Source organism: Pantoea sp. MBLJ3 (assembly GCF_000816655.1).
Classification (GTDB): Bacteria; Pseudomonadota; Gammaproteobacteria; order Enterobacterales; family Enterobacteriaceae; genus Pantoea; species Pantoea eucalypti.
The window spans coordinates 17,431-43,507 of sequence record NZ_JSUT01000010.1 but is presented as its reverse complement, the minus strand read 5'-3'; the positions used below and the strand labels follow the sequence as shown (position 1 = coordinate 43,507).

Genomic DNA, 26,077 nt, shown 5'->3' with positions numbered 1-26,077 from the left:
AAAATTTACTGAGCGACCGGTTTACCGGCGCGGACAAAAACGGGACGGGTAACCTGGACGGGCATCTGGCGGTTACGGATCTCAACGATGGCGGTGCTGCCGACCGAGGCCGGTACGCGCGCCAGGGCGATGCTGCAACCCAGCGTCGGTGAGAAAGAACCACTGGTGATGATCCCCTCCTGTGGCTGCCCCTGGTCATCGGTGAAACGCACCGGCTGGCCGTTACGCAGCACCCCTTTTTCTGTGAGGATCAGCCCCACCAGCTTTTCTGTGCCGCGTTCACGCTGCAGTTCCAGCGCTTCCCGGCCAATGAAATCGCGGTCAGAAGGTTCCCAGCACACCGTCCAGCCCATGTTGGCGGCCAGCGGTGAAACGCCTTCGTCCATCTCCTGACCATAAAGATTCATTCCGGCTTCCAGGCGCAGTGTGTCGCGTGCGCCCAGTCCGGCAGGTTTTACGCCAGCTGCCAGCAGGCGCTGCCAGAAATCGGCTGCCTCACCGGCGGGCATCGCAATTTCATATCCTGCTTCGCCGGTGTAACCGGTGGTCGCGATAAACAGGTCACCTGACTGCACACCAAAAAACGGCTTCATGCCAGCCACAGCCTGACGCTGCTCCTCGCTGAACAGCGTCTGCGCTTTCTGCTGCGCCTGCGGACCCTGCACAGCAATCAGCGCCAGGTCATCGCGTTCCGTCAGCGTAATGCCATAACCCTGCGCATGTTGCGTGATCCAGGCGAGATCGTTTTCACGGGTCGCGGAGTTCACCACCAGCCGGAAGAACGATTCGCTCATAAAGTAAACAATCAAATCGTCAATGACGCCACCCGATGCATTCAGCATCCCGGTGTAAAGCGCTTTGCCTGGCTGCGTCAGTTTTGCCACATCATTCGCCAGCAGATAGCGCAGGAATTCGCGGGTACGCGGTCCTGTCAGGTCGACGATGGTCATGTGAGAGACATCAAACATCCCGGCGTCAGTGCGCACCACATGATGTTCATCCATCTGGGAGCCATAGTGCAATGGCATCATCCAGCCATGAAAATCCACCATGCGGGCACCGCAGGCCTGATGCTGTTCGAACAGAGGTGTTTGCTGAGTCATAACCATCCTGTGCAGAAGCGAGTGAGGGCAAAATTGCGCCGGAATTGAGTGCCGACGCAAACGTTCTCTTACGACTGACGTTACCACCGAATCTGACGATTAACCATAAGCAAACCGGGGTCGAACGCAGATGCACAGCCTAACCAGAAACAGCCTGTGACAGGATAAAAAACTGCAATTTTGTGATTAATCGCGCAATAAATGCAGGGACTTTAAATATACACAGCAAATTTATGCGGCAAGGCGTTCAGGATGTTAAAAAAATCCCGCTGCCCGCGAAGAGATGAATGAGAAAAAGTAATGCGAAATTGCTAGCAAAATTAGAATAAATCAAACGAAGACCCGGACTGGTGCAGCATTGCCTTTTGGTGGTGCAGAGGGATTCAGACATAAAAAAAGCCAGCAGACGCTGGCTTATCAAAAGGCGAGAATTTAGCGTAGCCAGGCGGGTAAATCATTCAGGCCCATCGCCTGCTTCAGCATCATAGGTTTTACCCCTGGCAGGCGATCAGCCAGCTTCAGACCGACGTCACGCAGCAGTTTTTTCGCCGGATTATTGCCGGCGAACATCTCCCGGAAGCCCTGCATGCCTGCCAGCATCATTGCGGCGCTGTGTTTACGGCTGCGCTCGTAGCGACGCAGATAGAGGTGCTGACCAATATCTTTGCCCTGCTGATGCAGACGGCGAATCTCGCCAATCAACTCGGCGGCATCCATAAAGCCAAGGTTTACGCCCTGCCCCGCCAGCGGATGAATGGTGTGAGCCGCATCGCCCACCAGCGCCAGACGGTGTGCCGCAAAGTTGCGGGCATAGCGCGCTACCAGCGGGAACGATTTGCGCTCGCTTTCCAGCTGACACAGGCCGAGGCGCATATCAAACGCCACTGAGAGCTGCTGATTGAACAGCGCTTCCGGCATGGTTTCCAGACGGCTCGCTTCCTGTGGCGAGAGCGACCAGACGATGGAGCTCAGATGCGGATCCTGCATCGGCAGGAAAGCCAGAATACCGTCGCCGTGGAACACCTGGCGGGCCACAGCGTCGTGCGGCTTCTCAGTGCGGACGTTAGCCACTAACGCACGGTGATCGTAATCCCAGAAAGTCAGCGGAATATCGGCTTTGTTGCGCAGCCAGGAGTTAGCACCGTCAGCGGCAATCAGTAATCGCGCGCTTAACATACTGCCATCCTGCAGCGTAACAAAGGCTTCGTTGTCACCAAATGCCACCTGCTGTAACTGCGAAGGTGCCATTATCGTCACGTCGCTGCAGGCGCTGGCACGTTGCCAGAGCGCAGTGTGAATCACCGGGTTTTCGACGATATGGCCCAGATGTGACAAGCCCTGCTGCTCATCATCAAAAGCGATGGAGCCGAAGCTGTCCTTATCCCACACTTCCATGCCGTGATATGCGCGGCAGCGCAGCGAAAGAATGGTCGACCAGACATCCAGCTTCTGCAGCAGCCGTTCGCTGGCGGCGTTTATCGCCGACACGCGAATCGACGGTGACGCACTCAGCGCCAGCGGTGGCTCCGGCGATTTTTCCAGCACGGCGATGCGCAGTCCGCTGCCCTGCAAGCCGCAGGCCACCGCCAGCCCCACCATACCGCCACCGGCGATCACCACATCAAAAGTTTGCATCTGAGCCTCTTTATTAACGCTTAACCCAGCCAAGCGTACGCTCAGCCAGTTGATTTCGTAGCCACGGCAGATGATCCATTGCCAGCAGGCCCAGGTTACGTCCTGCCACCAGTGGACCATACTGGTTTGCAAAAACGCGCACCAGTCCGTCGGTGATGCCGATAGTGGCGGCGCGATCGGGCTGACGACGCTGCTGATAATGATGCAGCACGGCATAGCTGCCGGGATCCTGCTGATGACGATGGGCGGCTGCCAGCGTTTCAGCCAGCGACATCACATCGCGCAGGCCAAGATTGAAACCCTGCCCGGCAATGGGATGCAGCGTCTGTGCTGCATTGCCCACCACCGCCACACGGTGCGTCACCGGCGACATCGCCCGGTGCAGCGCCAGCGGGTAGTATTCTCGCTGACCCGTGTGAGTAAATTTGCCCAGTCGCCAGCCAAAGGCACGCTGCAGCTGACTCAGGAATTCAGCCTCGCTCCACTGCTCAATGCGTTCGCGCTGCGAAAGCGGATGACACCAGACCAGCGAGAGACGGTTGCCAGACATCGGCAGTAGCGCCAGCGGGCCATGCTCGGTGAAACGCTCGAAAGCGCGGCCCTGATGGGGCAGCGCAGTGGAGACATTGGCAATTACCGCGAGCTGCTGATAGTCGTCTCTTTGCCACTGAATACCGCACGAGGCGGCCAGGGCAGAGCGCGTGCCATCCGCGGCCACCAGCAGCTTGCCGCTGAGTTGTTCGCCACTGTCCAGTGTCACCTCAACCTGCTGGTCGCTTCGGTGAGCCTGGGTAACGCGTGCAGGACAGCGCAGCGTCACGCCTGGCGCTTTTTTCAGTTCCGCAAACAGCCGCTGACCGACATCAAACAGCTCGACAACCTGCCCCAGCGCCGGAATGTCATAATCAGCCGCCGCCAGTGACACAAAGCCCGCGTGACCGCGATCGGAGACATGGATATGGGTAATCGGCGTGGCACAACTGGCAATGCGCTGCCACAGGTTGATATCCGCCAGTTGCTGGCAGGTTCCGGCCGCGAGGGCAATCGCGCGGCCGTCAAAACCGGGATGCGCCCGGCTGCCTGGCTCGCTGCTTTCAATCAGCGTCACCGGCAGTGTGCCCTGGGTGAGATGGGAGATCGCCAGCGCCAGCGTCGCCCCGGTCATGCCGCCTCCGGCAATCAGAATTGTCATGCCTGTTTTGCCGCCGCCATCAGTGCTTCAATCTCATCGGCTTCTTTCACGACGCTGTCGGTGAGATTCTCAATGCCCTCTTCCGTAATCACAATGTCATCTTCGATTCGGATGCCAATGCCGCGATATTGCGCGGGTACATCCGCATCCGGCCCGATATAGAGACCCGGCTCAACGGTTAACACCATGCCCGGCTCCAGAATCCGATCGCGACTCGGGGTGCCGTAGTGACCTACGTCGTGAACGTCCAGCCCCAGCCAGTGGCCCAGGCCATGCATATAGAACTGGCGATGTGCGTCTTCGGCGATCAGGGTATCGATGTCACCCTCCAGGATACCCAGCTCCACCAGACCGGTGATCATAATGCGCACCACTTCGTCATTCACTTCGCGAATGCTGACGCCAGGCCGGAACATCTCAAGCGATCGCTTCAGCGAAGCCAGAACGATGTCATAAATCGCGCGCTGCGCCGGGCTGAATCGGCCGTTAACCGGGAAGGTACGGGTGATATCACCGGCATAGCCGTGGAATTCACAGCCTGCATCGATCAGTACCAGATCGCCGTCGCGCATCTCACTTTCGTTTTCGGTGTAGTGCAGAATGCAGCCGTTCTCGCCGGCCCCCACAATGGTGTTATAGGAGGGATAACGCGCGCCGTGACGGGTAAATTCGTGATGGATCTCCCCTTCCAGCTGATACTCAAACATGCCCGGCTGACAGGTTTGCATCGCGCGAGTATGCGCCAGTGCACTGATTTTCCCGGCGCGGCGTAACAACTCAATTTCATCCGCATCTTTAAACAGGCGCATCTCATGCACCCATGGACGCCAGTCAGTGACGGTGGCTGGCGCGCTAAGATTCTGGCGGAAACCGCGACGCAGTTTATCCAGTGCGCTGAACACCAGAGTGTCTGCGTGAGCATATTCGCCCTGCGCATGGTAAATCACATCCAGGCCATTCAGCAGCAGGTGCAGCTGTTCACCAATATCGGTCGAGGGTAAGGCACGATCCACGCCGAGTTTATCGGGCGCGGCCTCCTGACCCAATCGACGACCAGACCAGACTTCCGCTGCGGGGTCACGCACGCGGTTAAACAGCACGCTGTGGTTGTGATTTTCATCGCTTTTGATCAGCACCAGCAATGCCTGCGGCTCATTAAAGCCGGTGAAATAACTGAAGTCGCTGCTCTGGCGGAAGGGATATTCGGTGTCGTTACTGCGCGTCACTTCAGGCGCAGCAAAAATCAGCGCTGCGCTGCCAGGCACCATCTTCGCCAGCAGCGCCTGACGACGCTGCAGGTATCGTTCCAGTGAAATCATCTCTGCACTCCCTGTAAACTGACCGGTTAAACGCGTTGACCTGAAATTAGTGTAGCGTCGGTTTTTGCACTTCTGGCGCGGTTGGCTGCGGACGGGTGAAGGTATCGTGGCACAGCAGTGCAGCGACACGCACATATTCAATCACCTCTTCCAGCGACTGCTCCAGTTCTTCCTGGTCTTCATCCTCTTCGTAACCGAGTTGGGCAATCGTACGCAAATCATCGATTGCTTCGCCGGTTTCGCCGGTGACTTTATCCAGTTTAGGCTGTGTTACGCCCAGACCGAGCAGAAAATGGTTAACCCAGCCTGCCAGCGCATCAGCACGGTCAAATACGGTGATGTCGTCGTCCGCAGGCAGCATGAGCTGAAACAGGAAACCCTCATCTTCCAGCGTAGTGGCCGTGTGCTCGTGCAGCGCCGCCAGCGGGACCGCAAGCGTGTGTGAAAACGCCATGCCTTCGTTAGCCAGATCGTGTACCAGCGTCTTCCAACTGGTGTCCTGGTTACCGCCGCAGAGGATGCCGCTTAGCAGGCCATGCATTTCTGCAGGCGTCATACCAACACCCTGCTGTGAGAGCACTGCCGCAAGCGCGTTGTAATCGGGGGTTGCGTTCTGTAAGGACATAAGTTTTCATCGTCGTTGGCAGAATAAGTTCGTGTTATGCTACCACTAGCTGCCTCAAGGTTTCCAGAAAAGGGGTTGTATCTTATTTCGTGGGTCTATATAGTTGCCCGCCTCCCAAGCCATTGACAGCTAAGGGAGTTGCGAGCGAAGTAATCAGTCAGGAAGGTGGCATGTCTGCACAACCGGTAGATTTACAAATTTTTGGTCGTTCGTTGAGAGTGAATTGTCCGCCAGAGCAGCAAGATGCGCTCAATAGCGCGGCTGAAGATCTCAATCAACGGTTGCAAGATCTAAAAGTTCGCACTAGAGTCACCAATACAGAACAACTGGTGTTCATCGCCGCGTTAAACGTCTGCCACGAGCTGGCGCAAGAGAAAGTGAAAACGCGCGATTATGCTGCTAATATGGAACAGCGTATCCGTATGTTGCAGCAGACGATTGAACAGGCATTAGTTGAGCAAGGTCGCATCTCTGAGCGTGAGGGTGCGAAGTTCGAATAAAACTTCATGGTTGCTATACTAAAGTAACGGTGAGGTAAATTTTCTCTGAGATGTTTGCATGTGGGCCAGTCCCCTGAGCCGATATTTCGAAAAAACAGAATGTGACGCTCGTAACCTGTGTGCATGCTCGGTTCGTCCGAGAAGCCTGATGGTTATGACGGCATGTTCACCTTGAACCAAGGGTTCAAGGGTTACAGCCTACGGCGGCATCTCGGAGATCTCTCTTCCTGCAGTCCTGCTTTCATCCCCATACCGACATGTTATAGTCGCTGTTCAGCGACTTATCAGGCGGGGAAATCATGTCTGAATCTTCCATGTCATCACCTTCAATGATACAGCGTCAGGTTATCCGTCAGCAGGTACGCCATTTGCGCCGTGCAATGACTGAAGATCAGCAGGCCCAGGCGGCTGAACAGCTCGCTGAACTTGCCCTTAACTATGCGCCGATTACTCACGCGCGCAACATTGCCCTGTTCCTGTCAGTTGATGGTGAGCTGAATACCCGTCCGCTGATTGCCAGGCTCTGGCATCTGAAGAAAGCGGTCTATCTGCCCGTTTTGCATCCCTTCTCGCCCGGTCATTTACTGTTTCTGCGCTACACGCCCGATACCCCATTGCATATCAATAAACTACGTATTCCTGAACCGCCGCTGGATATCCGGCAGTTGATCACGCTTGATCAGCTGGATCTGATGATGGTGCCATTGGTGGCGTTTGATCAGCATGGGCAGCGTCTGGGCATGGGCGGCGGCTTCTACGATCGCACCCTGCAGAACTGGCGACAGCACGGCTTTTTGCCGGTTGGTCTGGCCCACGATTGTCAGCAGGTCGATAGCCTGCCGGTGGCAGAATGGGATGTACCTTTGCCGGCGGTAATGACGCCGTCAAAGCTCTGGCAGTGGGAGTAGAAGAGCCGCTGTTATGGGCTTTTTCAGACGGATCAGCACCCCGAATCAGGGCGAATTTTGCAACAATGAAATAGCACCACGCGAAGGGGACACGGTAAGAAGAGGAAAGCGGCCCCCGCGCGGGCCAGGCAGTCAGGAATGACGTGTTTGCGACTTTCCGATCTGACCGTTTTTCCTGAGCAGGCTCAGCCTCACAGCAGATCGTACCTGATAGCACGAAGTGGCGCTATTTAGCGCCACTTCGTGTCTGCATCGCTTAGTAAAGCAGACGGGCGCGGATAGTACCCGGAATCGCCTTCATCAGCTGCAGCGCGTTCTCGGCCACTTCTGGCTCGGCATCAATGTCGATAACCACATAGCCCATAAACGGCGAGGTTTGCAGATACTGGGCGGCGATGTTGATGCCCTGCTCTGCGAAGATCTGGTTGATGGCTGTCAGCACGCCTGGACGGTTCTCATGGATGTGCAGCAGACGACTGGCGCTGATACCGTGAATCGGCAGTGAGACTTCCGGGAAGTTAACAGCTGACAGCGTCGAGCCGTTATCGGAATATTTCGCCAGCTTGCCCGCCACTTCAATCCCGATGTTCTCCTGCGCTTCTTCCGTCGAACCGCCAATGTGCGGCGTCAGGATCACGTTGTCAAATTCGCTCAGTGGAGAGATAAACGGCTCGCTGTTGGTGGCGGGTTCTGTCGGGAAGACGTCGATGGCCGCGCCACCAACATGTTTACTGGCCAGCGCATCACACAGCGCCGGGATATCGACTACGGTACCGCGTGAGGCGTTAATCAGCAGCGCACCGGGCTTCATCTGCGCCAGCTGTTCTGCACCGATCATATCCTGTGTTGAGGCAGTTTCCGGCACGTGCAGGCTGACAACGTCGCTCATGTTGAGCAGATCGGCCAGATGGCGTACCTGGGTAGCATTCCCCAGCGGCAACTTGTTTTCAATGTCGTAGAAGAAAACATGCATGCCCAGGCTTTCTGCCAGCACGCCCAGCTGCATCCCGATATGACCGTAACCGATGATACCCAGCTTTTTGCCACGTGCTTCAAATGAGCCTTTGGCAATCTTGTTCCAGATGCCACGGTGCGCTTTCGCGTTCGCTTCCGGGATGCCACGCAGCATCAGCAGCATCTCACCAATCACCAGCTCCGCAACCGAGCGGGTATTGGAGAACGGCGCGTTGAACACCGGAATACCCCGGCTGGCAGCAGCCTGCAGATCAACCTGGTTGGTGCCGATACAGAAACAGCCAACGGCGACCAGCTTTTCAGCCGCCGCAAAAATCTCTTCAGTGAGCTGGGAGCGGGAACGGATACCAATGAAGTGCGCATCGCGAATCGATGCTTTTAACGCGTCGGAGTCCAGCGCGCCCTTGTGGAATTCGATGTTGGTATAGCCTGCAGCCCGCAGGTTATCCAGCGCGCTCTGATGGACACCTTCCACCAGCAGGAACTTAATCTTATCTTTTTCCAGTGATACCTTTGCCATTTCCCAATCCTATTCAGCATTCAATGAGGACTACCATAAGCCAGCCTTCTGTCAAAATATCAAAAAAATCGCGTCCGGCAATACAAACGATTGCCCGGCAGCCAGCACGGCAGCGGCTGCCAGCAGTACATTGCCGGACAAAATCATGAGAGAGGCAAAGAAGAGAGAACGAACCCGCTGCCGATGACGCTTATGTGACATAAGTCACCAAATTTCACCAGTGTGAGAAAAGATGATTTTCAGGCAGAAATAACTGACGCCTTTACGGCGCCAGACAGATCATTTTTTGATAGTTTTGACCCCATCAGGTCCGCCAATCAGTGCAATATCGGCACCGCGCGCGGCAAAAAGGCCGACAGTGACGACGCCAGGCAACGCATTGATGGTTTTTTCCAGCTCAATCGGATCCAGGATACGCAGATTATGCACGTCGAGAATAATGTTACCGTTATCCGTTACCACGTTCTGACGATACTCCGGTAAGCCGCCCATTTTCACCAGCTGACGCGCCACATAACTGCGTGCCATCGGAATCACTTCAACCGGCAGCGGGAAGCGGCCCAGTACATCCACCTCTTTCGAGGCGTCAGCGATACAGATAAAGGTTTCAGCCACTGCAGCCACAATCTTTTCACGCGTCAGCGCCGCGCCGCCGCCTTTAATCATCTGCATCTGCGGGTTGATCTCATCCGCGCCATCGACGTAAACCGACAGCACATCAATCTCATTCAGGTCAAAAACCTGAATGCCCAGGCTTTTCAGCTTCTGGGTGGAGGCATCTGAGCTGGAGACGGCACCGTCGATCTGATGCCTGACCGTGGCAAGCGCATCGATAAAGTGGGCAGCGGTGGAGCCGGTGCCTACGCCAACAATGGTGCCCGGCTGCACGTAATCAAGTGCAGCCCAGCCAACGGCTTTTTTCAGTTCATCCTGGGTCATGGTATGTTTAAAACCTGTGCGACAACGAAGTGCGCGTAGTATAAAACAAGGCTTGCTGAAAATGCTCGGCTGACCGACGTGGATTTATCGCTTTGCAAGCCAGTCCACAAAAACAAGAGAACCATCACAGATAACAGTTTTGTGGCATAGTGACGTCCATCCTGAAGGAGAATGAATATTAATGAAACGCCCGGATTATCGAACGCTTCAGGCGCTGGATTCAGTGATCCGCGAACGCGGATTTGAGCGTGCCGCACAAAAATTGTGTATCACTCAGTCTGCAGTTTCACAGCGAATCAAGCAGCTGGAGAACCTGTTTGGTCAGCCGCTGCTGGTGCGCACTGTGCCGCCGCGCCCGACCGAACAGGGCCAAAAACTACTGGCGTTACTGCATCAGGTGGAATTGCTGGAAGAGGAGTGGCTGGGCGATGAGAACAGTGGCACCACGCCGCTGCTGCTGTCGCTGGCGGTCAACGCCGACAGTCTGGCGACCTGGTTGCTGCCTGCGCTAAAAGATGTGCTGGCTGACTCCCCCGTTCGCCTGAATCTCCAGGTTGAAGATGAAACACGCACTCAGGAGCGTCTGCGTCGGGGTGAAGTGGTGGGTGCGGTGAGTATTCAGCCGCAGCCGCTGCCGAGTTGCCTGGTGGATCAGCTGGGTGCGCTCGACTACCTGTTTGTGGCGTCACGCGACTTTGCTGAACGCTTCTTTCCAAACGGCGTTACCCGCTCTGCCCTGCTGAAAGCGCCTGCCGTGGCTTTTGATCATCTTGATGATATGCACCAGGCTTTCCTGCAGCAGAACTTTGACCTTTCACCTGGCAGTGTGCCCTGCCACATTGTGAACTCGTCTGAAGCCTTTGTGCAGATGGCCCGACAGGGATCGACCTGCTGTATGATCCCACATCTTCAGATTGAACGTGAGCTGGCGAGCGGTGAGTTAATCGATTTGACGCCGGGATTGTATCAGCGCCGGATGCTCTACTGGCATCGGTTTGCGCCTGAAAGCCGGTTAATGCGTCGGGTGACCGATGCGCTGATTGCACATGGACATCGGGTGCTGCGTCAGAATGACGTCGCCGCCTGAAAACAAAAACGGGGCAAAAGCCCCGTTTTTTTATTGTGCCGCGTTGGGCTTAATCTCAAACACTACATCAACCTGATCGTCAAAGTTGATGCTCTGCTGGTCATAAGTCTCCTGCGCCGAGGTATCTGCCGCTGCCGCCGCTTTGTACATGCGGTTCATCGGCATTGGCTGATAGTTGGCGACCTGATAACGGATGCTGTAGATCGATCCCAGCTTCGCGTTAAAGCCTTCAGCCAGTTGCGATGCCTGCTGAGTGGCGTTTTTAATCGCCGCTTTACGCGCCTGCTCTTTATAGCTTTCCGGGTTTGCCACGCCTAACTCGACGCTACGCACCTCATTCAGACCGGATTTCAGTGCTCCGTCCAGCAGATCATTCAGCTTGTCCAGCTGACGCAGGGTGACCTGTACCTGACGCACAGCACGATAGCCTTTCAGTACGGATTTACCCTCTTTGGTGTAGTCGTACTCTGGCTGCGTGCTCAGGTTAGCCGCATCGATATCTTTTTTCTCGATGCCATTCTTCTGCAGAAAATCGAAATATTGCGCAACCCGGCTATCTGCCTGTTTTTTCGCATCTGCGGCATCTTTCGATGACACGTTCACAACGATAGAGAGGGTCGCGATATCGGGACGAGCATCGACCGTTGCCTTGCCTGAGGTCACCACGTGCGGTCCGTTCGGTAACTCATCAGCGTGTACGCCAGGCAATGCCCCGGCGCTCATGATTGCGGCCAGAGCCAATGCTTTCAGTTTCATGAAAGTCCTCCTTGAAAAGGTCACTATGACGGCTTCCAACCGGCGAAGCCCAACAGCGCATCGGTATGCGCCATGCTTTGAGTGGTCATTATGCCAAAAGTTCGTCCGCAGCGCGGCAATTACCGCCCGGGATCGAGGCTAAGATCAAAAACCGGCAATACCCTGACGCGCCAGTTGCAGGGCGATAAACCACATTACCGCGCCGACCAGCAGGTTAATCACACGCTGTGCTTTCGCGGTGCGCAGGCGCGGTGACAGCCACGCGGCCAGCAGCGCCAGGCCGAAAAACCACAGGATCGACGCGCTGACGGTGCCCAGCGCGAACCACTGACGCGCCGTGGTGCTGGGCAACTGGCCGCCAAGACTGCCCAGCACCACAAAAGTGTCGAGATAGACGTGCGGATTGAGCCAGGTTACCGCCAGCAATGTTGCGATAATGCGTCCCCTGCTCTGCTTCAGTGGCTCGCCATCCGCCAGATCGGCGTTGCCACGAAAAGCGCTTCGCAGCGCACCCCAGCCATACCAGAGCAGAAAGGCTACGCCTGCCCAGGTGATGACCATCAGCAGCAGCGGAGACTGGCTTAGCAGGGCGCTGCCGCCAAAGATGCCGCCGCATATCAGCAGAATATCGCTCAGTGAGCAGAGTGCCGCCGTCATCAGATGATACTGACGTTTCACGCCCTGATTCATCACAAATGCGTTTTGTGGCCCCAATGGCAGGATCAGCGCAGCGCCCAGGGCAAGCCCCTGAAAGTAGAGAGATATCACAGAATTACGTCCTCACATGGTCAGATGTGGGGAAGTATAAAGAGAGGAGATGATTAGCGGAAATTGAAAAAATTAATCCACGATTAGCAAAATTAATGGGCGACAGACGCCGCCCATTGAACAAATTACTGCGGCTGTGTCTCTGGTGCAGGTGTATCTGACGGTCTGACGCGGTGCAGATGCACATCCATCTGCGGATAAGGAATACCAATTCCTTTGCCATCCAGCGTACGCTTGAAGTTCTTCATCAGATCCCAGTAGACGTTTTGCAGGTCTCCACTGTTGCTCCAGCAGCGCACGACAAAATTCATTGAGGATGCGGCTAACTCATTAAGCCCAATCTGGATACCCATATCTTTTAGTACACGTTCATCTGCTTCAACGACTTCCCGCAGCAGCGTCAGAACCTGATCCACATCGGCATCGTAGGAGACGCCGATAATAAATTCATTGCGGCGTACCGGCTCACGGGAAAAGTTAACGATGTTTCCGGCAAGGATTTTACCGTTCGGCACCACCACGCGCTTGCCATCCGCTGACTTGAGCGTCGTAGAGAAGATCTGCACGTTCATGACTGTACCCATGATGCCACCCAGATCCACAAACTCACCGGTGCGGAAGTGGCGGAAGATCACCAGCAGTACGCCGGCAGCCAGGTTTGACAGTGAATCTTTTAAGGCCAGACCCACAGCCAGACCGGCCGCACCGAGGATGGCAATAACCGAGGTGGTCTGTACGCCAATGCGACCCAGCGCCGCGATAAGTGTGAAGGCGATAATGCCGTAGCGCACCAGCGCCGACAAAAAGTCAGCAACGGTCGTATCAATATGACGTGCGCACAGCAGACGATTAACGGTGTTGGAGATGATGCGTGCAACAATCATACCCACAAAGATAATCGCAATAGCTGCGACAATGTTCACCGCATAGCTTATCAGCAGCTCCTGATTGCGTACTATCCAGTTACCTGCGTTGTTAAGCTCATCAAACATACCCGTATCCTGCATGGAACCATCCTGTAATTAAATTCCCAAGGGAAGTAACAACAGATTGTCAGAACAGCTCTGACAATCCCTGACAAAAGGGTAAACAATAAATGCCGGTGTGCCAAACCTGCATGACCTTTGACGCAAATCCGTCGAAAAAAGATCAAAAAAAAGGCCCTTTCGGGCCTTTTTTATACAGAAGACAGTTTATACCGTAACTCAATATCAGTTACAGAACGTCGACAGCGTTGAGCTCTTTGAAAGCCTGCTCCAGACGCACGACCATTGAGGCCTGGGCTGAACGCAGCCAGACGCGTGGGTCGTAGTATTTTTTGTTTGGCTTGTCGTCGCCTTCCGGGTTACCCAGCTGCGACTGCAGATAGCCTTCATTCTTTTTGTAGTACTGCAGGATGCCGTCCCAGGTTGCCCATTGGGTATCGGTATCGATGTTCATCTTGATCACGCCGTAGCTGATAGACTCTTCGATTTCTGCAGCTGAAGAACCTGAACCGCCGTGGAAAACGAAGTCCAGCGCGTTGTGCGGCAGGCCATGTTTTTCACACACGAATTTCTGCGAATCACGCAGAATGGTTGGGGTCAGTTTCACGTTACCTGGCTTGTAAACGCCGTGTACGTTGCCGAATGAAGCCGCAATGGTGAAGCGCGGGCTGATAGCATTCAGTTTTTCGTATGCGTAGTTCACATCTTCTGGCTGGGTGTAGAGAGCAGATGCGTCCATATGGCTGTTATCCACGCCATCTTCTTCACCACCGGTGCAGCCCAGTTCGATTTCCAGCGTCATGTCGAGTTTCGCCATGCGCGCCAGATACTTGCTGCTGATTTCGATGTTCTCTTCCAGTGACTCTTCTGACAGGTCGATCATGTGAGAAGAGAACAGTGGCTTACCGTTTTTCTGGAAGTACTCTTCGCCCGCGTCCAGCAGACCATCGATCCACGGCAGCAGTTTCTTCGCGCAGTGGTCAGTGTGCAGGATAACCGGCACGCCATACTGCTCTGCCATCAGGTGAACATGGTGTGCACCGGCGATAGCACCGAAGATTGCCGCGCCCTGTGGTTTGTCAGTCTTGAAGCCTTTACCGGCGATAAATGCAGCACCACCGTTAGAGAACTGGATGATGATTGGCGCTTTCACTTTCGCTGCCGCTTCCAGTGCCGCATTGATGGAGTCGGTGCCGACGCAGTTCACGGCTGGCAGTGCGAATTTGTTCTCTTTCGCAACTTTGAAGATCTTCTGTACGTCATCACCAGTGACAACGCCGGGTTTTACGAAATCAAAAATTTTAGACATGATTGTGTCCTGTTTCGTGACCGTTGTTCCCTTAAAGGAACGTCGATTTAAACGCCCAGATGGGCAAGACTTCAGACGATGCCGCGAGGCATCGCCCCCAAAGGATTACTGCTTCGCACGCTCTTCCAGCATGGCAACTGCTGGCAGTTTTTTGCCTTCCACGAACTCCAGGAACGCACCACCGCCGGTAGAGATGTAGGAAATTTTGTCTTCGATGCCGAACAGGTCGATAGCCGCTAAGGTATCGCCGCCGCCTGCAACAGAGAAGGCATCGCTGTCTGCAATCGCGTTAGCCACGATCTCGGTGCCTTTACGGAAGTTAGGGAACTCAAACACGCCCACCGGGCCATTCCACAGGATGGTTTTAGCCTCTTTCAGGATGGCAGCCATGGCCTGAGCGGTTTCATCACCGAAGTCCATAATCTCTTCGTTATCTGCTACTTCCGAAACCTTTTTCACGGTCGCTGGCGCAGTTTCAGAGAATTCTGTGCCGACGCGAGAGTCAGTTGGAACCGGGATACCGTGCTGATCGCGCAGGCCTTTAGCCGCTTCAACGAAGTCGGGTTCATACAGTGACTTGCCGACATTGTTGTCGATAGCCACGAAGGTGTTCGCAATGCCGCCGCCGACAATCACGGTGTCCGCGATTTTGACCAGAGACTGCAGCACATCAAATTTGGTAGAGACTTTAGAACCACCAACAACAGCCACCAGCGGACGCTCAGGGTTGCTCATGACCTTACCCAGCGCTTCCAGTTCTGCAGAAAGCAGCGGACCGGCACAGGCGATAGGGGCAAATTTGCCAACGCCGTGGGTAGAAGCCTGCGCGCGGTGCGCAGTACCAAACGCGTCCATCACAAATACGTCGCACAGGGCGGCATATTTTTTAGACAGCGCTTCGTCATCTTTCTTTTCGCCTTTGTTAAAGCGAACGTTTTCCAGCACAACCAGTTCGCCAGCGCCCACTTCAACGCCATCGAGGTAATCTTTTGCCAGGGTCACAGTGGTGCCGCTCAGCTTCTCTTTCAGGTAGTTAACTACCGGCAGCAGCGAGAACTCTTCGTTGTATTCACCTTCGGTCGGACGACCCAGGTGAGAGGTAACCATTACTTTCGCGCCCTGTTTCAACGCCGCTTCAATGGTTGGCAGAGAAGCACGGATACGTGCATCAGACGTCACTTTACCTTCTTTAACTGGTACGTTCAGATCGGCACGGATCAGAACGCGTTTACCAGCCAGATCCAGATCGGTCATCTTAATTACAGACATGGTGAATCCTCTCGTTGATTCTCATAAGTTTTGCCAGACGCAAACCGCGTCTTACCTGAAACCGCTTGCGGCCATCGCTAACGTCGTGTCGAGCATTCGGTTAGCAAAGCCCCATTCATTGTCACACCAGACCAGTGTCTTGATAAGGTGTTGACCGCTGACCCGCGTTTGTGTTCCGTCCACAATGGCACTGTGCGGATCATGGTTAAAATCTACTGAGACTAACGGTAATTCCGTGTAGTCAACTATACCACGAAATGCCCCTTCTGCCGCGCTTCGCAACAAGGTGTTAACGTCACATGCCGTTACCGCGTTATGCACAGAAACGCTGAGATCAATGGCCGTCACGTTAATCGTCGGGACGCGAACGGCTATCGCCTCAAAGCGATCGTTGAATTTCGGAAAAATACGGGTGATGCCTGCCGCCAGACGCGTATCCACTGGAATGATGGACTGACTGGCCGCACGGGTCCGGCGCAGATCGCTGTGATAGGCGTCGATCACCTGCTGATCGTGCATCGCCGAGTGGATCGTCGTGACGGTGCCGGATTCGATACCAAACGCATCATCCAGCAGTTTAATGACCGGAATAATGCAGTTTGTGGTGCAGGACGCATTGGAGACGATGCGATCGCTGGCGGTGAGATCCTGCTGGTTAACACCGAACACGACAGTCGCGTCGAGATCGTTTCCGCCAGGATGAGAGAACAGCACTTTTTTGGCACCCGCCTGCAGATGGGCTTCGCCATCAGCCCGTGAGCCATAGACGCCGGTACAGTCCAGCACCACATCCACATCGAGTTCACGCCACGGCAAATCGGCTATGTCTGCACGGTGCAAAATGCGCAGGGTATCGCCACCCACCCACATAACATCGCGCTCCTGACGAACGTCGAAAGCAAAACGGCCATGGCTGGTATCGTATTTCAGCAGGTGCGCCATACCGGTGGCTTCAGCCAGCTCATTAATCGCGACCACGGTAATCTCTGCACGTCGGCCCGTTTCATAGAGCGCGCGCAGGACATTGCGTCCAATCCGGCCAAAACCATTTATCGCTATCCGTACCGTCATTTCTCTCCTGCCACGTCAGACTGAAAAAACGTGCCGTTAGCCTGAGCGCTTCACTGCATTTTGTACAGGAGATTCTTGCCCGGCATTGTCCGAAATCAGGGCGGCTGGCCCGACGACTGAAACGGTTCAGCCAGAATAATAGAAGGAAGGAATAACAGGAATGATTGCGATCAATCTGACTGCATAAATTTGGATCTGCGTCACAAATTTAAGCCAGAAAGTGTTATTACTGCAGGAATAAAAGAACAAAAGGGACGAAAGGATCGCCCCTTTAATTTCACAACCAGGCGGGAGCAGACCCGCCTGGCCAGTTATTACGCCAGCAGCGCTTTCGCTTTCGCGACGACGTTGTCAACGGTAAAGCCAAACAGCTCGAACAGCTGATCTGCAGGTGCAGATTCACCGAAGCTGGTCATACCCACGATAGCGCCATTCAGGCCCGTGTATTTGAACCAGTAATCAGCGATGCCCGCTTCAATAGCAACGCGAGCGCTGACGGCTTTAGGCAGCACAGATTCACGGTATTCATCGCTCTGCTTGTCGAAAGCATCGGTTGACGGCATCGAGACCACGCGCACTTTGCGGCCTTCGCTGGTGAGTTTGTCCCAGGCACCGACAGCCAGTTCAACTTCTGAACCGGTTGCGATCAGGATCAGCTCAGGGGTGCCGTCGCAATCTTTCAGCACGTAACCACCGCGCGCCACGTTAGCCAGCTGTGCAGCATCACGTTCCTGCTGCGCCAGGTTCTGACGGGAGAAGATCAGTGCCGTTGGGCCATCCTGACGTTCGATAGCATATTTCCACGCCACCGCAGATTCTACCTGGTCACATGGACGCCACAGGCTCATGTTTGGTGTGGTGCGCAGGCTCGCCATCTGCTCAACCGGCTGATGCGTCGGGCCATCTTCACCCAGACCGATTGAGTCGTGAGTGTAGACCATGATCTGACGGATCTTCATCAGTGCCGCCATACGCGCTGCGTTACGCGCATACTCAACGAACATCAGGAAGGTAGCGGTGTATGGCAGGAAGCCGCCATGCAGTGCCAGACCATTGGCGATAGCGGTCATACCGAATTCACGCACGCCGTAATGGATGTAGTTACCCGCAGCATCTTCGTTGATTGGCTTAGAACCAGACCAGATAGTCAGGTTGCTCGGCGCCAGGTCAGCTGAGCCGCCCAGGTATTCCGGCAGAATTTTACCAAAGGCTTCGATAGCATTCTGTGACGCTTTACGGCTGGCGATCTTCGCCGGGTTCGCCTGCAGCTGTTCAACGAACTTCTGAGACTCTTCCTGCCAGTTAGCTGGCAGTTCGTTGCTCACGCGACGTTTAAATTCAGCAGCCAGCTCAGGATGGGCCTGCGCATACGCAGCGAATTTCTCATCCCATGCCGCTTCTTTCGCCTGGCCCGCTTCTTTCGCGTCCCACTCAGCGTAGATGTCTGAAGGAATAACGAACGGTGCGTGGTTCCAGCCCAGCTGTTTGCGGGTCAGTGCCACTTCGTCATCACCCAGCGGCGCGCCGTGTGAATCATGGGTGCCCGCTTTGTTCGGTGAACCGAAGCCGATAACGGTTTTGCACATCAGCAGTGAAGGCTTGTCGCTGACGCTCTTCGCTTCGTCGATCGCTTTAGCAATCGCATCTGCATCATGGCCGTCTACGCCGCGCACGACATGCCAGCCGTACGCTTCAAAGCGCTTAGCGGTGTCATCAGTGAACCAGCCATCAATGTGACCATCGATGGAAATACCGTTGTCATCATAGAAGGCAACCAGTTTGCCCAGCTTCAGCGTACCCGCCAGTGAGCAGACTTCGTGAGAAATACCTTCCATCATGCAACCATCACCCATGAAGACATAGGTGTTGTGGTCTACGATGTCATGACCCGGACGGTTAAACTGCGCGGCCAGTGTGCGTTCAGCAATGGCGAAGCCGACGGCGTTGGCGATGCCCTGCCCCAGCGGACCGGTGGTGGTTTCAACGCCCACGGTGTAGCCATATTCAGGGTGACCTGGAGTTTTTGAGTGCAGCTGGCGGAAGTTTTCCAGTTCGCTCAGTGGCAGATCGTAGCCGGTCAGGTGCAGCAGGCTGTAGATCAGCATTGAGCCGTGACCGTTAGAGAGGACGAAACGGTCGCGGTCGGCCCACAGCGGGTTGGTTGGGTTGTGGTTCAGGTAGCCGCGCCAGAGTACTTCAGCGATGTCCGCCATGCCCATTGGGGCACCCGGATGTCCCGATTTCGCTTTCTGTACTGCATCCATACTTAACGCACGAATGGCGTTGGCAAGCTCTTTACGAGAGGGCATTTTCTACTCCAGGTCGGATTAATGCTTCGCACCTTAACTGATTGTTATTAATGAGTTACCGGGCAAAACAAGGAAAAAGTTGCCCATCAATGTACATGAAAGTCAGGTCAAAAGTACATGTTGTAAAACGCTAAATGTCACCGCTTCGTATGGCTTTTTCGGCCAGGTCTGCTAGCAAAGTGCAGACTGGCACGCTATAACCAAATCGTTTATTCATCTGAGTGAGTTTCAGGTGTTTGTTTTTCTTACCTTGTTATGGATGGGATACAGCATGAAAACCAAAAAAATGGTGTTAGCACTTGGCTTGACGGCGATGCTCAGCGGCTGTCAGGGTTTAGACAATAATGCGCTGATGCAATCTGGCGCACAGGCCTATCAGGCTTATAGCCTGAGCGACGATCAGGTAAAGCAACTGAGCGATAAATCCTGTGAGCAGATGGACAAGGATAATCAACTGGCGCCCGCTAACAGTGAGTATCAGCAGCGTCTGAATAAGATTGCAGCCGCACTGGGCGATAATATCAATGGCGTTCCGGCGAACTACAAGGTTTATCAGACCAAAGATGTCAATGCCTGGGCGATGGCAAACGGCTGTATCCGCGTTTACAGCGGCCTGATGGATATGATGACTGACAATGAGGTGGAAGGCGTGCTGGGCCATGAGATGGGCCACGTTGCATTGGGTCATACGCGTAAAGCGATGCAGCTGGCGTATGCCACAACCGCCGCCCGCACGGCAGCCGCATCAGTTGGCGGCGTGATCGGTTCACTGTCGCAGTCGCAACTGGGTGAGATGGGTGAAAAACTGGTTAACGCACAGTTCTCCCAGACTCAGGAATCGCAGGCGGATGACTACTCCTACGATCTGATGAAGAAGCGCAACATTAATCCTGAAGGCCTGGTGACCAGCTTTGAGAAACTGGCGAAGCTGGAACAGGGACGTCAGAGTTCGATGTTTGACTCGCACCCCGCTTCTGAAGCGCGTGCCGAGCACATCCGTGAACGTATTGCGGCAGACGCGAAGAAGTAAGGGCTGATGCAGGCGCATGCACGCAGCATGCGCCTGCAGTACGGATCAGGTCAGAATCACTGACCTAACGTTTGAATATCTGATCCACCATCGAACCTAAATCGAGTTTATTCTCGTGCAGCGACGCCTCATCCATATGCCCCTGAGGTGACATTTTGTCGATCAGCTGCGGCAGAATAACCGCCAGCGTGCCCGCGGCGCCCTTAACGTCGGTTCCCAGCTTATCCGCCAGTGACTGTAGCTCAGCCTGACCAAATGCAGAGTGGATATCGCTGTGTTCTACCGGCTGATTCGCCCCGGTGCCGATCCACGAACCAAACACCTCGCCCAGCCCGCCCTGCTGGAATTTTTGTAGCAGCACTTCAATACCGCCCTGCTCCTGCACCCAGTGCCAGACCGCCTGCAGTTGTCCGGGCAGATGCCCATCACTCTGCGCGCCCTGTAGCGATCCCGCCAGTTCATCAAGAAAGCCCATGATTGCCTCCACGTTGAGAATTGATATCAATGAGTTTAGCTGCTGATGCGCGGTTACGCCTGAGCAGTGGGCGTCGCGATAAAGGGAAACAATCCTGAGGAGGAAAACCGGATGGAGGTCGTTACTGGCACTGTGCCGCATTAGCCGGCGGCGCAAAACCTGCCAGGTTAACCCGGCAGGCTCAGGACGGGATTAACCTTTGTTTGCAGCCTGAACATGCAGCATATCCAGCGCCAGCGTTGCCGCCGCCAGTGCTGTCAGATCAGCATGATCGTATCCCGGTGCCACTTCCACCAGATCCATGCCGACAATGTTCATGCCCTGCAGGCCACGGATCAGCTTGGTCGCTTTATCCGTGGTCAGGCCGCCAATCACTGGCGTGCCGGTGCCAGGCGCATGCGCCGGATCCAGACAGTCGATGTCGAAGGTCAGATAGATCGGCAGATCACCAACGGTGCGTTTCACTTCCGCGAGGATATCGTCAACGCTGCGGTCGTTGACCTGCGCCGCATCCAGCACGTTGAAGCCAAGGCTCCTGTCGAATTCGGTGCGGATACCGATCTGCACAGAATGCTGTGGATCGATCAGACCTTCTTTCGGCGCGGTAAAGAACATAGTGCCGTGGTCGAAGGTCGGGCCGTTGGAGTAAGTGTCGGTATGCGCATCGAAATGCACCAGCGCCATCTTACCGAAGTGTTTTGCATGGGCGCGCAGCAGTGGCAGCGTAACGTAGTGATCGCCGCCAAAAGTCATCATGCGCTTGCCACTGGCCAGCAGTTTTTCCGCGTGAGCCTGCAACTTGTCGGAAAGATCCTGCGAATCACCGAAGGCGTAAACCAGATCGCCACAGTCGACCACGTTCAGACGCTGACGCAGGTCGAAATCCCACGGCCAGCGGCAGCCTTCCCAGGCCAGATTGGTGGAGATCTGACGAATCGCGCCCGGACCCAGGCGGCTGCCCGGACGGCCCGATGTTGCAGCATCAAATGGCACGCCAGTGATAACCCACTCGGCGTCGCTGTCGTAAGGCTGGAAATTCAGCGGAAAACGCATGAAACCAAAGGCGTTAGAAACCAGGGAGTTGTCATACTGATTGCCAAGGGTGTTATACATAATTGCTCTCTCTATGTGCGTTAGTCAGGCCAGGCCCGCAAGCCATTAAGGTTGAGATGAAAAAAATCCCCTCCGCGTCGTTAGGCCCGACGAGGAAGGGATTGAGTGGGTCAGATTATCGGCATAGTTAACGGCAACTGCAATATGCGATTGCAGGCTGCCAGCGCCGATTATTCATCTTCTAAATAGGTGTAACCGTAGAGGCCGCTCTCAAACTCTTCCAGGAACTGCGCGCGCAGCTCTTCGTCGACATCGGATGCCTGCACCTGATTACGGAACAGCGCCATCAGCTCGTTGGGATCAAGCTGCACGTAACGCAGCATGTCCGCCACGGTATCGCCTTCATCAGAGAGCTGGACTTCCACATCGCCATTTTCGCGTGCGTAGACATCTACCGCCTCGGTGTCACCGAACAGGTTGTGCATGTTGCCCAGAATTTCCTGATAAGCACCGACCATGAAGAAGCCCAGCATTGGCGGGTTATCCAGGTCATATTGCGGCATCGGCATGGTCGTTGCGATACCGTCGCCATCCACATAGTGATCGATGGTGCCATCGGAGTCACAGGTGATGTCGAGCAGCACGGCGCGGCGCTCCGGCTTCTTGTTCAGCCCTTCCAGCGGCAGTACCGGGAACAGCTGGTCGATACCCCACGCATCCGGCATGGACTGGAACAGCGAGAAGTTAACGTAGATCTTATCTGCCATGCGCTCCTGCAGTTCGTCGATGATCGGACGGTGCGCACGGTTACTGGGATCAAGATGCTGCTGAATATAGTGGCAGATGCTCAGATAGAGCTGCTCAGCCCATGAACGCTGCTTCAGATCGTATGTACCGGAGGCGTAGCCGGTATGGATATCAGACAAATCCATCTGACTGTCGTGCAGCCATTCACGCAGCGAACGGCGGGTGCTTGGCTCATGCATCTCCTGCCAGGTTTCCCACATGCTGAGAATCGGGCGCGGCGCATCCGCATCCGGCGTTTCAGGTTCGCTGAACTCGTTACGCTCGACACCAATGATATTGGAGACCAGTACCGTGTGGTGCGCGGTCACAGCACGACCCGACTCGGTAATGACGGTCGGATGCTCGAGACCGTGCTCATCACAGGCCGCACCAATCGCCCAGATCACGTTGTTGGCATACTCATTCAGGCCATAGTTGACCGAGCAGTCAGACTGCGAGCGTGTGCCTTCGTAATCGACGCCCAGACCGCCGCCGACATCGAAACATTTGATGTTAACGCCCAGCTTCGCCAGTTCGACGTAGAAACGCGCCGACTCACGCACGCCGGTGGCGATGTCGCGAATGTTGGACATCTGCGAACCCAGATGGAAATGCAGCAGCTGCAGGCTGTCGATGCGACCCGCTTCGCGCATGATCTCAACCAGTTTCAGCACCTGCGTGGCGGAGAGGCCAAACTTCGATTTTTCGCCGCCGCTCGACTGCCATTTACCGGAGCCTTGCGAAGCCAGACGCGCACGGATGCCAAGACGCGGCACGACATTCAGACGCTCCGCTTCTTCCAGCACCAGCCGCACTTCCGTCATCTTCTCCAGCACCAGATAGACCTTGTGGCCCATCTTCTCGCCAATCAGTGCCAGACGAATATATTCGCGATCTTTGTAGCCGTTACAGACGATCACTGAGCGGGTCTGACCGGCATGCGCCAGCACGGCCATCAGCTCGGCTTTCGAGCCTGCTTCCAGTCCCAGCGGTTCGCCAGAGTGAATCAGCGACTCAATAACGCGTTTGTGCTGGTTAACTTTGATCGGGTAAACCAGGAAGTAGTCGCCTTTGTAGCCGTAAGATTCGCGCGCGCGTTTAAACGCGGCGTTAATCGAGCGCAGACGGTGTTGCAGAATCTGTGGGAAGCAGAACAAGGCGGGGAGACGCTGGCCCTGTGCTTCGCGCTCTTTAACCAGGCGGGCTAAGTCGACGCGCACATCCGGACGATCCGGATCGGGGCAGACACTGATGTGGCCCAGTTCGTTAACGTCATAATAGTTGTTGCCCCACCAGGCGATGTTGTACGTACGCAACATTTTGCTCGCATCCTGATCGTTCATTGCCACCTCCTGCATGGAGCGGAGTGCACCCTGTTCGCCAGCTGACGAACCTTTGATATTCTTCATGTCGTCAGACATCGCGAACCTCAATTTTCCGTTGAAAGATAGAACTGCTAACCGGCTTTATGGCCGCTAATCTGAAAACCTGTTGCCACATTAAACACAATGTCCTGTTCACCTGACGTTGCCGTCAGCGCGATTCACGCATGAGAGTTAAGTGTAAAACACCCTGGCCATCTCCGTTTAAACAGAGAACATTTAGTTATGTATTGACCATGGATAACCTGCGTCGTTCCGCTACGCGGGCGCAGAGAAGAGACCAAACCAGCAGAACAGAGATAAAGATTAGCCGGCGCCTGTGTCGGTAAAATTACCGCATCGGACATAGTGTCGGCAGGACAAAGAAACAGATGGGAGGCAGGAGAGAGCCAGTGCAGCGCCGCAGCGCAAGGAACCGGAAGAAGAAAAAGCGTGGTTCATTACTTGTATCACCTCCGCATATGCCAGGGGCACATGGAAAACAACCTGGGTGAAAGCCAGACCAGAGTCTGACAGGCGCGACGCAAACAGTGGCGTCATCCTTGCTGCTGCTATCGAAGCAGCGGCGTTTTATACAGTTTACAGCGCTAAAATGCAAAAAGATTATCCGGGAATTGCGTGCAGTGTCAGCAAATTATGCCGATAACGGTTACAGGTTAAGCGCTTAAACAGAAAAAGGGCTGGTAATTGGTTTATCCTCTATCCTAAAATAGCCGTCCAGATGGTTTTCCATCTAAACAGGTTACTATCCAGGCGGTGTCAGCCTGCTGTGCTGATACTACCTCACTGCTCGCGGCTTTGCCTGAAGGGGCGTCAGGTCAGACAACCTCACTGGCGCTATGCAGTCGTACTCAAACCATATTTAAGGTAAAGAACAGAATGGCTAAACACCTTTTTACGTCCGAGTCCGTATCAGAAGGACATCCCGATAAAATCGCCGACCAGATCTCCGATGCTGTGCTGGATGCGATCCTCGAACAGGATCCTAAAGCGCGCGTGGCCTGCGAAACTTACGTTAAAACCGGAATGGTTCTGGTTGGCGGTGAAATCACCACCAGCGCCTGGGTCGATATTGAAGAGATCACCCGTCAGACCGTACGTGACATCGGCTATGTTCATTCCGATATGGGCTTTGATGCCAACTCCTGCGCGGTATTAAGCGCCATTGGCAAACAGTCTCAGGATATTAATCAGGGCGTTGACCGCACCGATCCGCTGGAACAGGGCGCGGGTGATCAGGGTCTGATGTTCGGCTATGCCACCAACGAAACTGACGTGCTGATGCCTGCGCCGGTGACCTACGCGCACCGTCTGGTTCAGCGTCAGGCTGAAGTACGTAAAAACGGGACCCTGCCGTGGCTGCGTCCGGATGCCAAAAGCCAGGTCACTTTCCAGTATGACGATGGCAAAATCGTTGGCATTGATGCAGTCGTCCTGTCTACCCAGCACGCTGAATCCATCAGTCAGAAAGATCTGCAGGAAGCGGTGATGGAAGAGATCATCAAACCGGTTCTGCCAACAGAATGGCTGAGTGCCTCGACCAAATATCACATTAACCCAACCGGTCGCTTTGTCATTGGCGGTCCGATGGGCGATTGCGGTCTGACCGGCCGTAAAATCATCGTCGACACCTACGGCGGTATGGCACGTCACGGTGGCGGTGCGTTCTCGGGTAAAGATCCTTCTAAAGTTGACCGCTCTGCCGCCTATGCAGCGCGTTACGTGGCAAAAAACATCGTGGCGGCGGGTCTGGCTGACCGTTGTGAAATTCAGGTCTCCTACGCTATTGGCGTGGCTGAACCGACCTCCATCATGGTGGAAACCTTCGGCACCGAGAAAATCTCAACTGAACAGTTGACGCTGCTGGTACGCGAGTTCTTCGACCTGCGTCCATACGGTCTGATTCAGATGCTGGACCTGCTGCACCCAATCTATAAAGAGACCGCAGCTTACGGTCACTTTGGTCGCGAACATTTCCCATGGGAAAAAACCGACAAAGCTGCCCTGCTGCGTGAAGCAGCTGGCCTGTAAGGTTAGCGGCTGCTGATAAAAACCCTGCCCCGGTGGCGGGGTTTTTTAT

Annotated in this window: 22 protein-coding genes and 1 other RNA gene; 6 read left to right on the top strand and 17 right to left on the bottom strand. The window is 54.9% G+C overall.

All coding sequences use genetic code 11. From position 1 onward, the window contains the following. Positions 1 to 5: 5 nt before the first annotated feature. The 5 genes from gcvT to NP77_RS14995 all read right to left on the bottom strand — a co-directional run bounded on the left by gcvT (position 6) and on the right by NP77_RS14995 (position 5,874). Positions 6 to 1,103, bottom strand: a complete 1,098-nt coding sequence (gcvT, locus tag NP77_RS15015) for a glycine cleavage system aminomethyltransferase GcvT (protein WP_039660737.1) — start codon at positions 1,101 to 1,103, stop codon at positions 6 to 8. Between the two features lie 432 nt (positions 1,104 to 1,535). Continuing rightward, positions 1,536 to 2,738, bottom strand: a complete 1,203-nt coding sequence (gene ubiI / locus NP77_RS15010) for an FAD-dependent 2-octaprenylphenol hydroxylase (protein ID WP_003852862.1) — start codon at positions 2,736 to 2,738, stop codon at positions 1,536 to 1,538. Between the two features lie 13 nt (positions 2,739 to 2,751). After that, positions 2,752 to 3,930: a 2-octaprenyl-6-methoxyphenyl hydroxylase gene (gene ubiH, locus NP77_RS15005; RefSeq protein WP_039660734.1), complete on the bottom strand. Its 1,179-nt coding sequence runs from the start codon at positions 3,928 to 3,930 to the stop codon at positions 2,752 to 2,754. Further along, positions 3,927 to 5,249: a Xaa-Pro aminopeptidase gene (gene pepP / locus NP77_RS15000; protein WP_082040847.1), complete on the bottom strand. Its 1,323-nt coding sequence runs from the start codon at positions 5,247 to 5,249 to the stop codon at positions 3,927 to 3,929. The genes ubiH and pepP overlap by 4 nt, the downstream gene beginning before the upstream one ends. Positions 5,250 to 5,295: 46 nt before the next feature. After that, positions 5,296 to 5,874, bottom strand: coding sequence for a YecA family protein (locus NP77_RS14995; RefSeq protein WP_003852855.1), 579 nt, complete (start codon positions 5,872 to 5,874; stop codon positions 5,296 to 5,298). A 170-nt stretch (positions 5,875 to 6,044) separates the two neighbouring features. Between NP77_RS14995 and zapA the strand changes: the two genes are divergently transcribed. From zapA to NP77_RS14985, 3 genes are all read left to right on the top strand, one after another. Further along, the gene (gene zapA / locus NP77_RS14990; protein ID WP_008925677.1) at positions 6,045 to 6,374 is read left to right on the top strand and encodes a cell division protein ZapA; all 330 of its coding nucleotides are present in this window, start codon (positions 6,045 to 6,047) and stop codon (positions 6,372 to 6,374) included. A 39-nt stretch (positions 6,375 to 6,413) separates the two neighbouring features. After that, a non-coding RNA gene (gene ssrS, locus NP77_RS23040) (6S RNA) lies at positions 6,414 to 6,596 on the top strand. Between the two features lie 92 nt (positions 6,597 to 6,688). Further along, a complete protein-coding gene (locus NP77_RS14985) occupies positions 6,689 to 7,282 on the top strand; it encodes a 5-formyltetrahydrofolate cyclo-ligase (protein ID WP_033743153.1) in 594 nt (197 codons plus the stop codon). 256 nt (positions 7,283 to 7,538) lie between these two features. On the opposite strand, the gene serA is transcribed toward NP77_RS14985, so the two are convergent. After that, positions 7,539 to 8,777, bottom strand: coding sequence for a phosphoglycerate dehydrogenase (serA, locus tag NP77_RS14980; protein WP_003852850.1), 1,239 nt, complete (start codon positions 8,775 to 8,777; stop codon positions 7,539 to 7,541). Between the two features lie 279 nt (positions 8,778 to 9,056). Next, positions 9,057 to 9,716, bottom strand: coding sequence for a ribose-5-phosphate isomerase RpiA (gene rpiA / locus NP77_RS14975; protein WP_003852846.1), 660 nt, complete (start codon positions 9,714 to 9,716; stop codon positions 9,057 to 9,059). 181 nt (positions 9,717 to 9,897) lie between these two features. Between rpiA and NP77_RS14970 the strand changes: the two genes are divergently transcribed. Beyond that, positions 9,898 to 10,803 carry a LysR family transcriptional regulator ArgP gene (locus NP77_RS14970; RefSeq protein WP_008925678.1) on the top strand — a complete coding sequence of 302 codons (906 nt, stop codon included), beginning with the start codon at positions 9,898 to 9,900 and terminating at the stop codon, positions 10,801 to 10,803. Between the two features lie 30 nt (positions 10,804 to 10,833). Here the strand turns inward: NP77_RS14970 and NP77_RS14965 are convergent, their stop codons facing one another. From NP77_RS14965 to tkt, 7 genes are all read right to left on the bottom strand, one after another. After that, positions 10,834 to 11,559 (bottom strand): oxidative stress defense protein, encoded by a 726-nt coding sequence (locus tag NP77_RS14965; RefSeq protein WP_003852844.1) that lies wholly within the window; start codon positions 11,557 to 11,559, stop codon positions 10,834 to 10,836. A 144-nt stretch (positions 11,560 to 11,703) separates the two neighbouring features. Then, positions 11,704 to 12,327, bottom strand: a complete 624-nt coding sequence (gene argO, locus NP77_RS14960; protein ID WP_003852843.1) for an arginine exporter ArgO — start codon at positions 12,325 to 12,327, stop codon at positions 11,704 to 11,706. A gap of 125 nt (positions 12,328 to 12,452) precedes the next feature. Beyond that, the gene (mscS, locus tag NP77_RS14955; RefSeq protein WP_003852840.1) at positions 12,453 to 13,334 is read right to left on the bottom strand and encodes a small-conductance mechanosensitive channel MscS; all 882 of its coding nucleotides are present in this window, start codon (positions 13,332 to 13,334) and stop codon (positions 12,453 to 12,455) included. Positions 13,335 to 13,542: 208 nt separating this feature from the next. Continuing rightward, entirely contained in the window at positions 13,543 to 14,622 is a 1,080-nt protein-coding gene (gene fbaA / locus NP77_RS14950) for a class II fructose-bisphosphate aldolase (protein ID WP_003852838.1), read from the bottom strand. A 105-nt stretch (positions 14,623 to 14,727) separates the two neighbouring features. Next, positions 14,728 to 15,891, bottom strand: a complete 1,164-nt coding sequence (pgk, locus tag NP77_RS14945) for a phosphoglycerate kinase (RefSeq protein WP_003853361.1) — start codon at positions 15,889 to 15,891, stop codon at positions 14,728 to 14,730. 51 nt (positions 15,892 to 15,942) lie between these two features. After that, positions 15,943 to 16,962, bottom strand: a complete 1,020-nt coding sequence (gene epd / locus NP77_RS14940) for an erythrose-4-phosphate dehydrogenase (protein ID WP_003853362.1) — start codon at positions 16,960 to 16,962, stop codon at positions 15,943 to 15,945. Positions 16,963 to 17,276: 314 nt separating this feature from the next. Beyond that, complete coding sequence (tkt, locus tag NP77_RS14935; protein WP_008925680.1) at positions 17,277 to 19,271, bottom strand: transketolase; 1,995 nt, start codon at positions 19,269 to 19,271, stop codon at positions 17,277 to 17,279. A 271-nt stretch (positions 19,272 to 19,542) separates the two neighbouring features. Between tkt and NP77_RS14930 the strand changes: the two genes are divergently transcribed. Further along, on the top strand, positions 19,543 to 20,301 hold the full coding sequence (locus NP77_RS14930) for a M48 family metallopeptidase (protein ID WP_003853364.1): 759 nt from the start codon (positions 19,543 to 19,545) through the stop codon (positions 20,299 to 20,301). 64 nt (positions 20,302 to 20,365) lie between these two features. On the opposite strand, the gene NP77_RS14925 is transcribed toward NP77_RS14930, so the two are convergent. The 3 genes from NP77_RS14925 to speA all read right to left on the bottom strand — a co-directional run bounded on the left by NP77_RS14925 (position 20,366) and on the right by speA (position 24,036). After that, positions 20,366 to 20,776, bottom strand: a complete 411-nt coding sequence (locus NP77_RS14925) for a YidB family protein (RefSeq protein WP_008925681.1) — start codon at positions 20,774 to 20,776, stop codon at positions 20,366 to 20,368. Positions 20,777 to 20,968: 192 nt separating this feature from the next. Next, positions 20,969 to 21,889 (bottom strand): agmatinase, encoded by a 921-nt coding sequence (gene speB, locus NP77_RS14920; RefSeq protein WP_003853366.1) that lies wholly within the window; start codon positions 21,887 to 21,889, stop codon positions 20,969 to 20,971. 170 nt (positions 21,890 to 22,059) lie between these two features. Then, positions 22,060 to 24,036, bottom strand: a complete 1,977-nt coding sequence (speA, locus tag NP77_RS14915) for a biosynthetic arginine decarboxylase (RefSeq protein WP_039660728.1) — start codon at positions 24,034 to 24,036, stop codon at positions 22,060 to 22,062. An 840-nt stretch (positions 24,037 to 24,876) separates the two neighbouring features. Between speA and metK the strand changes: the two genes are divergently transcribed. Next, complete coding sequence (metK, locus tag NP77_RS14910; protein WP_003853369.1) at positions 24,877 to 26,028, top strand: methionine adenosyltransferase; 1,152 nt, start codon at positions 24,877 to 24,879, stop codon at positions 26,026 to 26,028. Positions 26,029 to 26,077 lie beyond the last annotated feature (49 nt).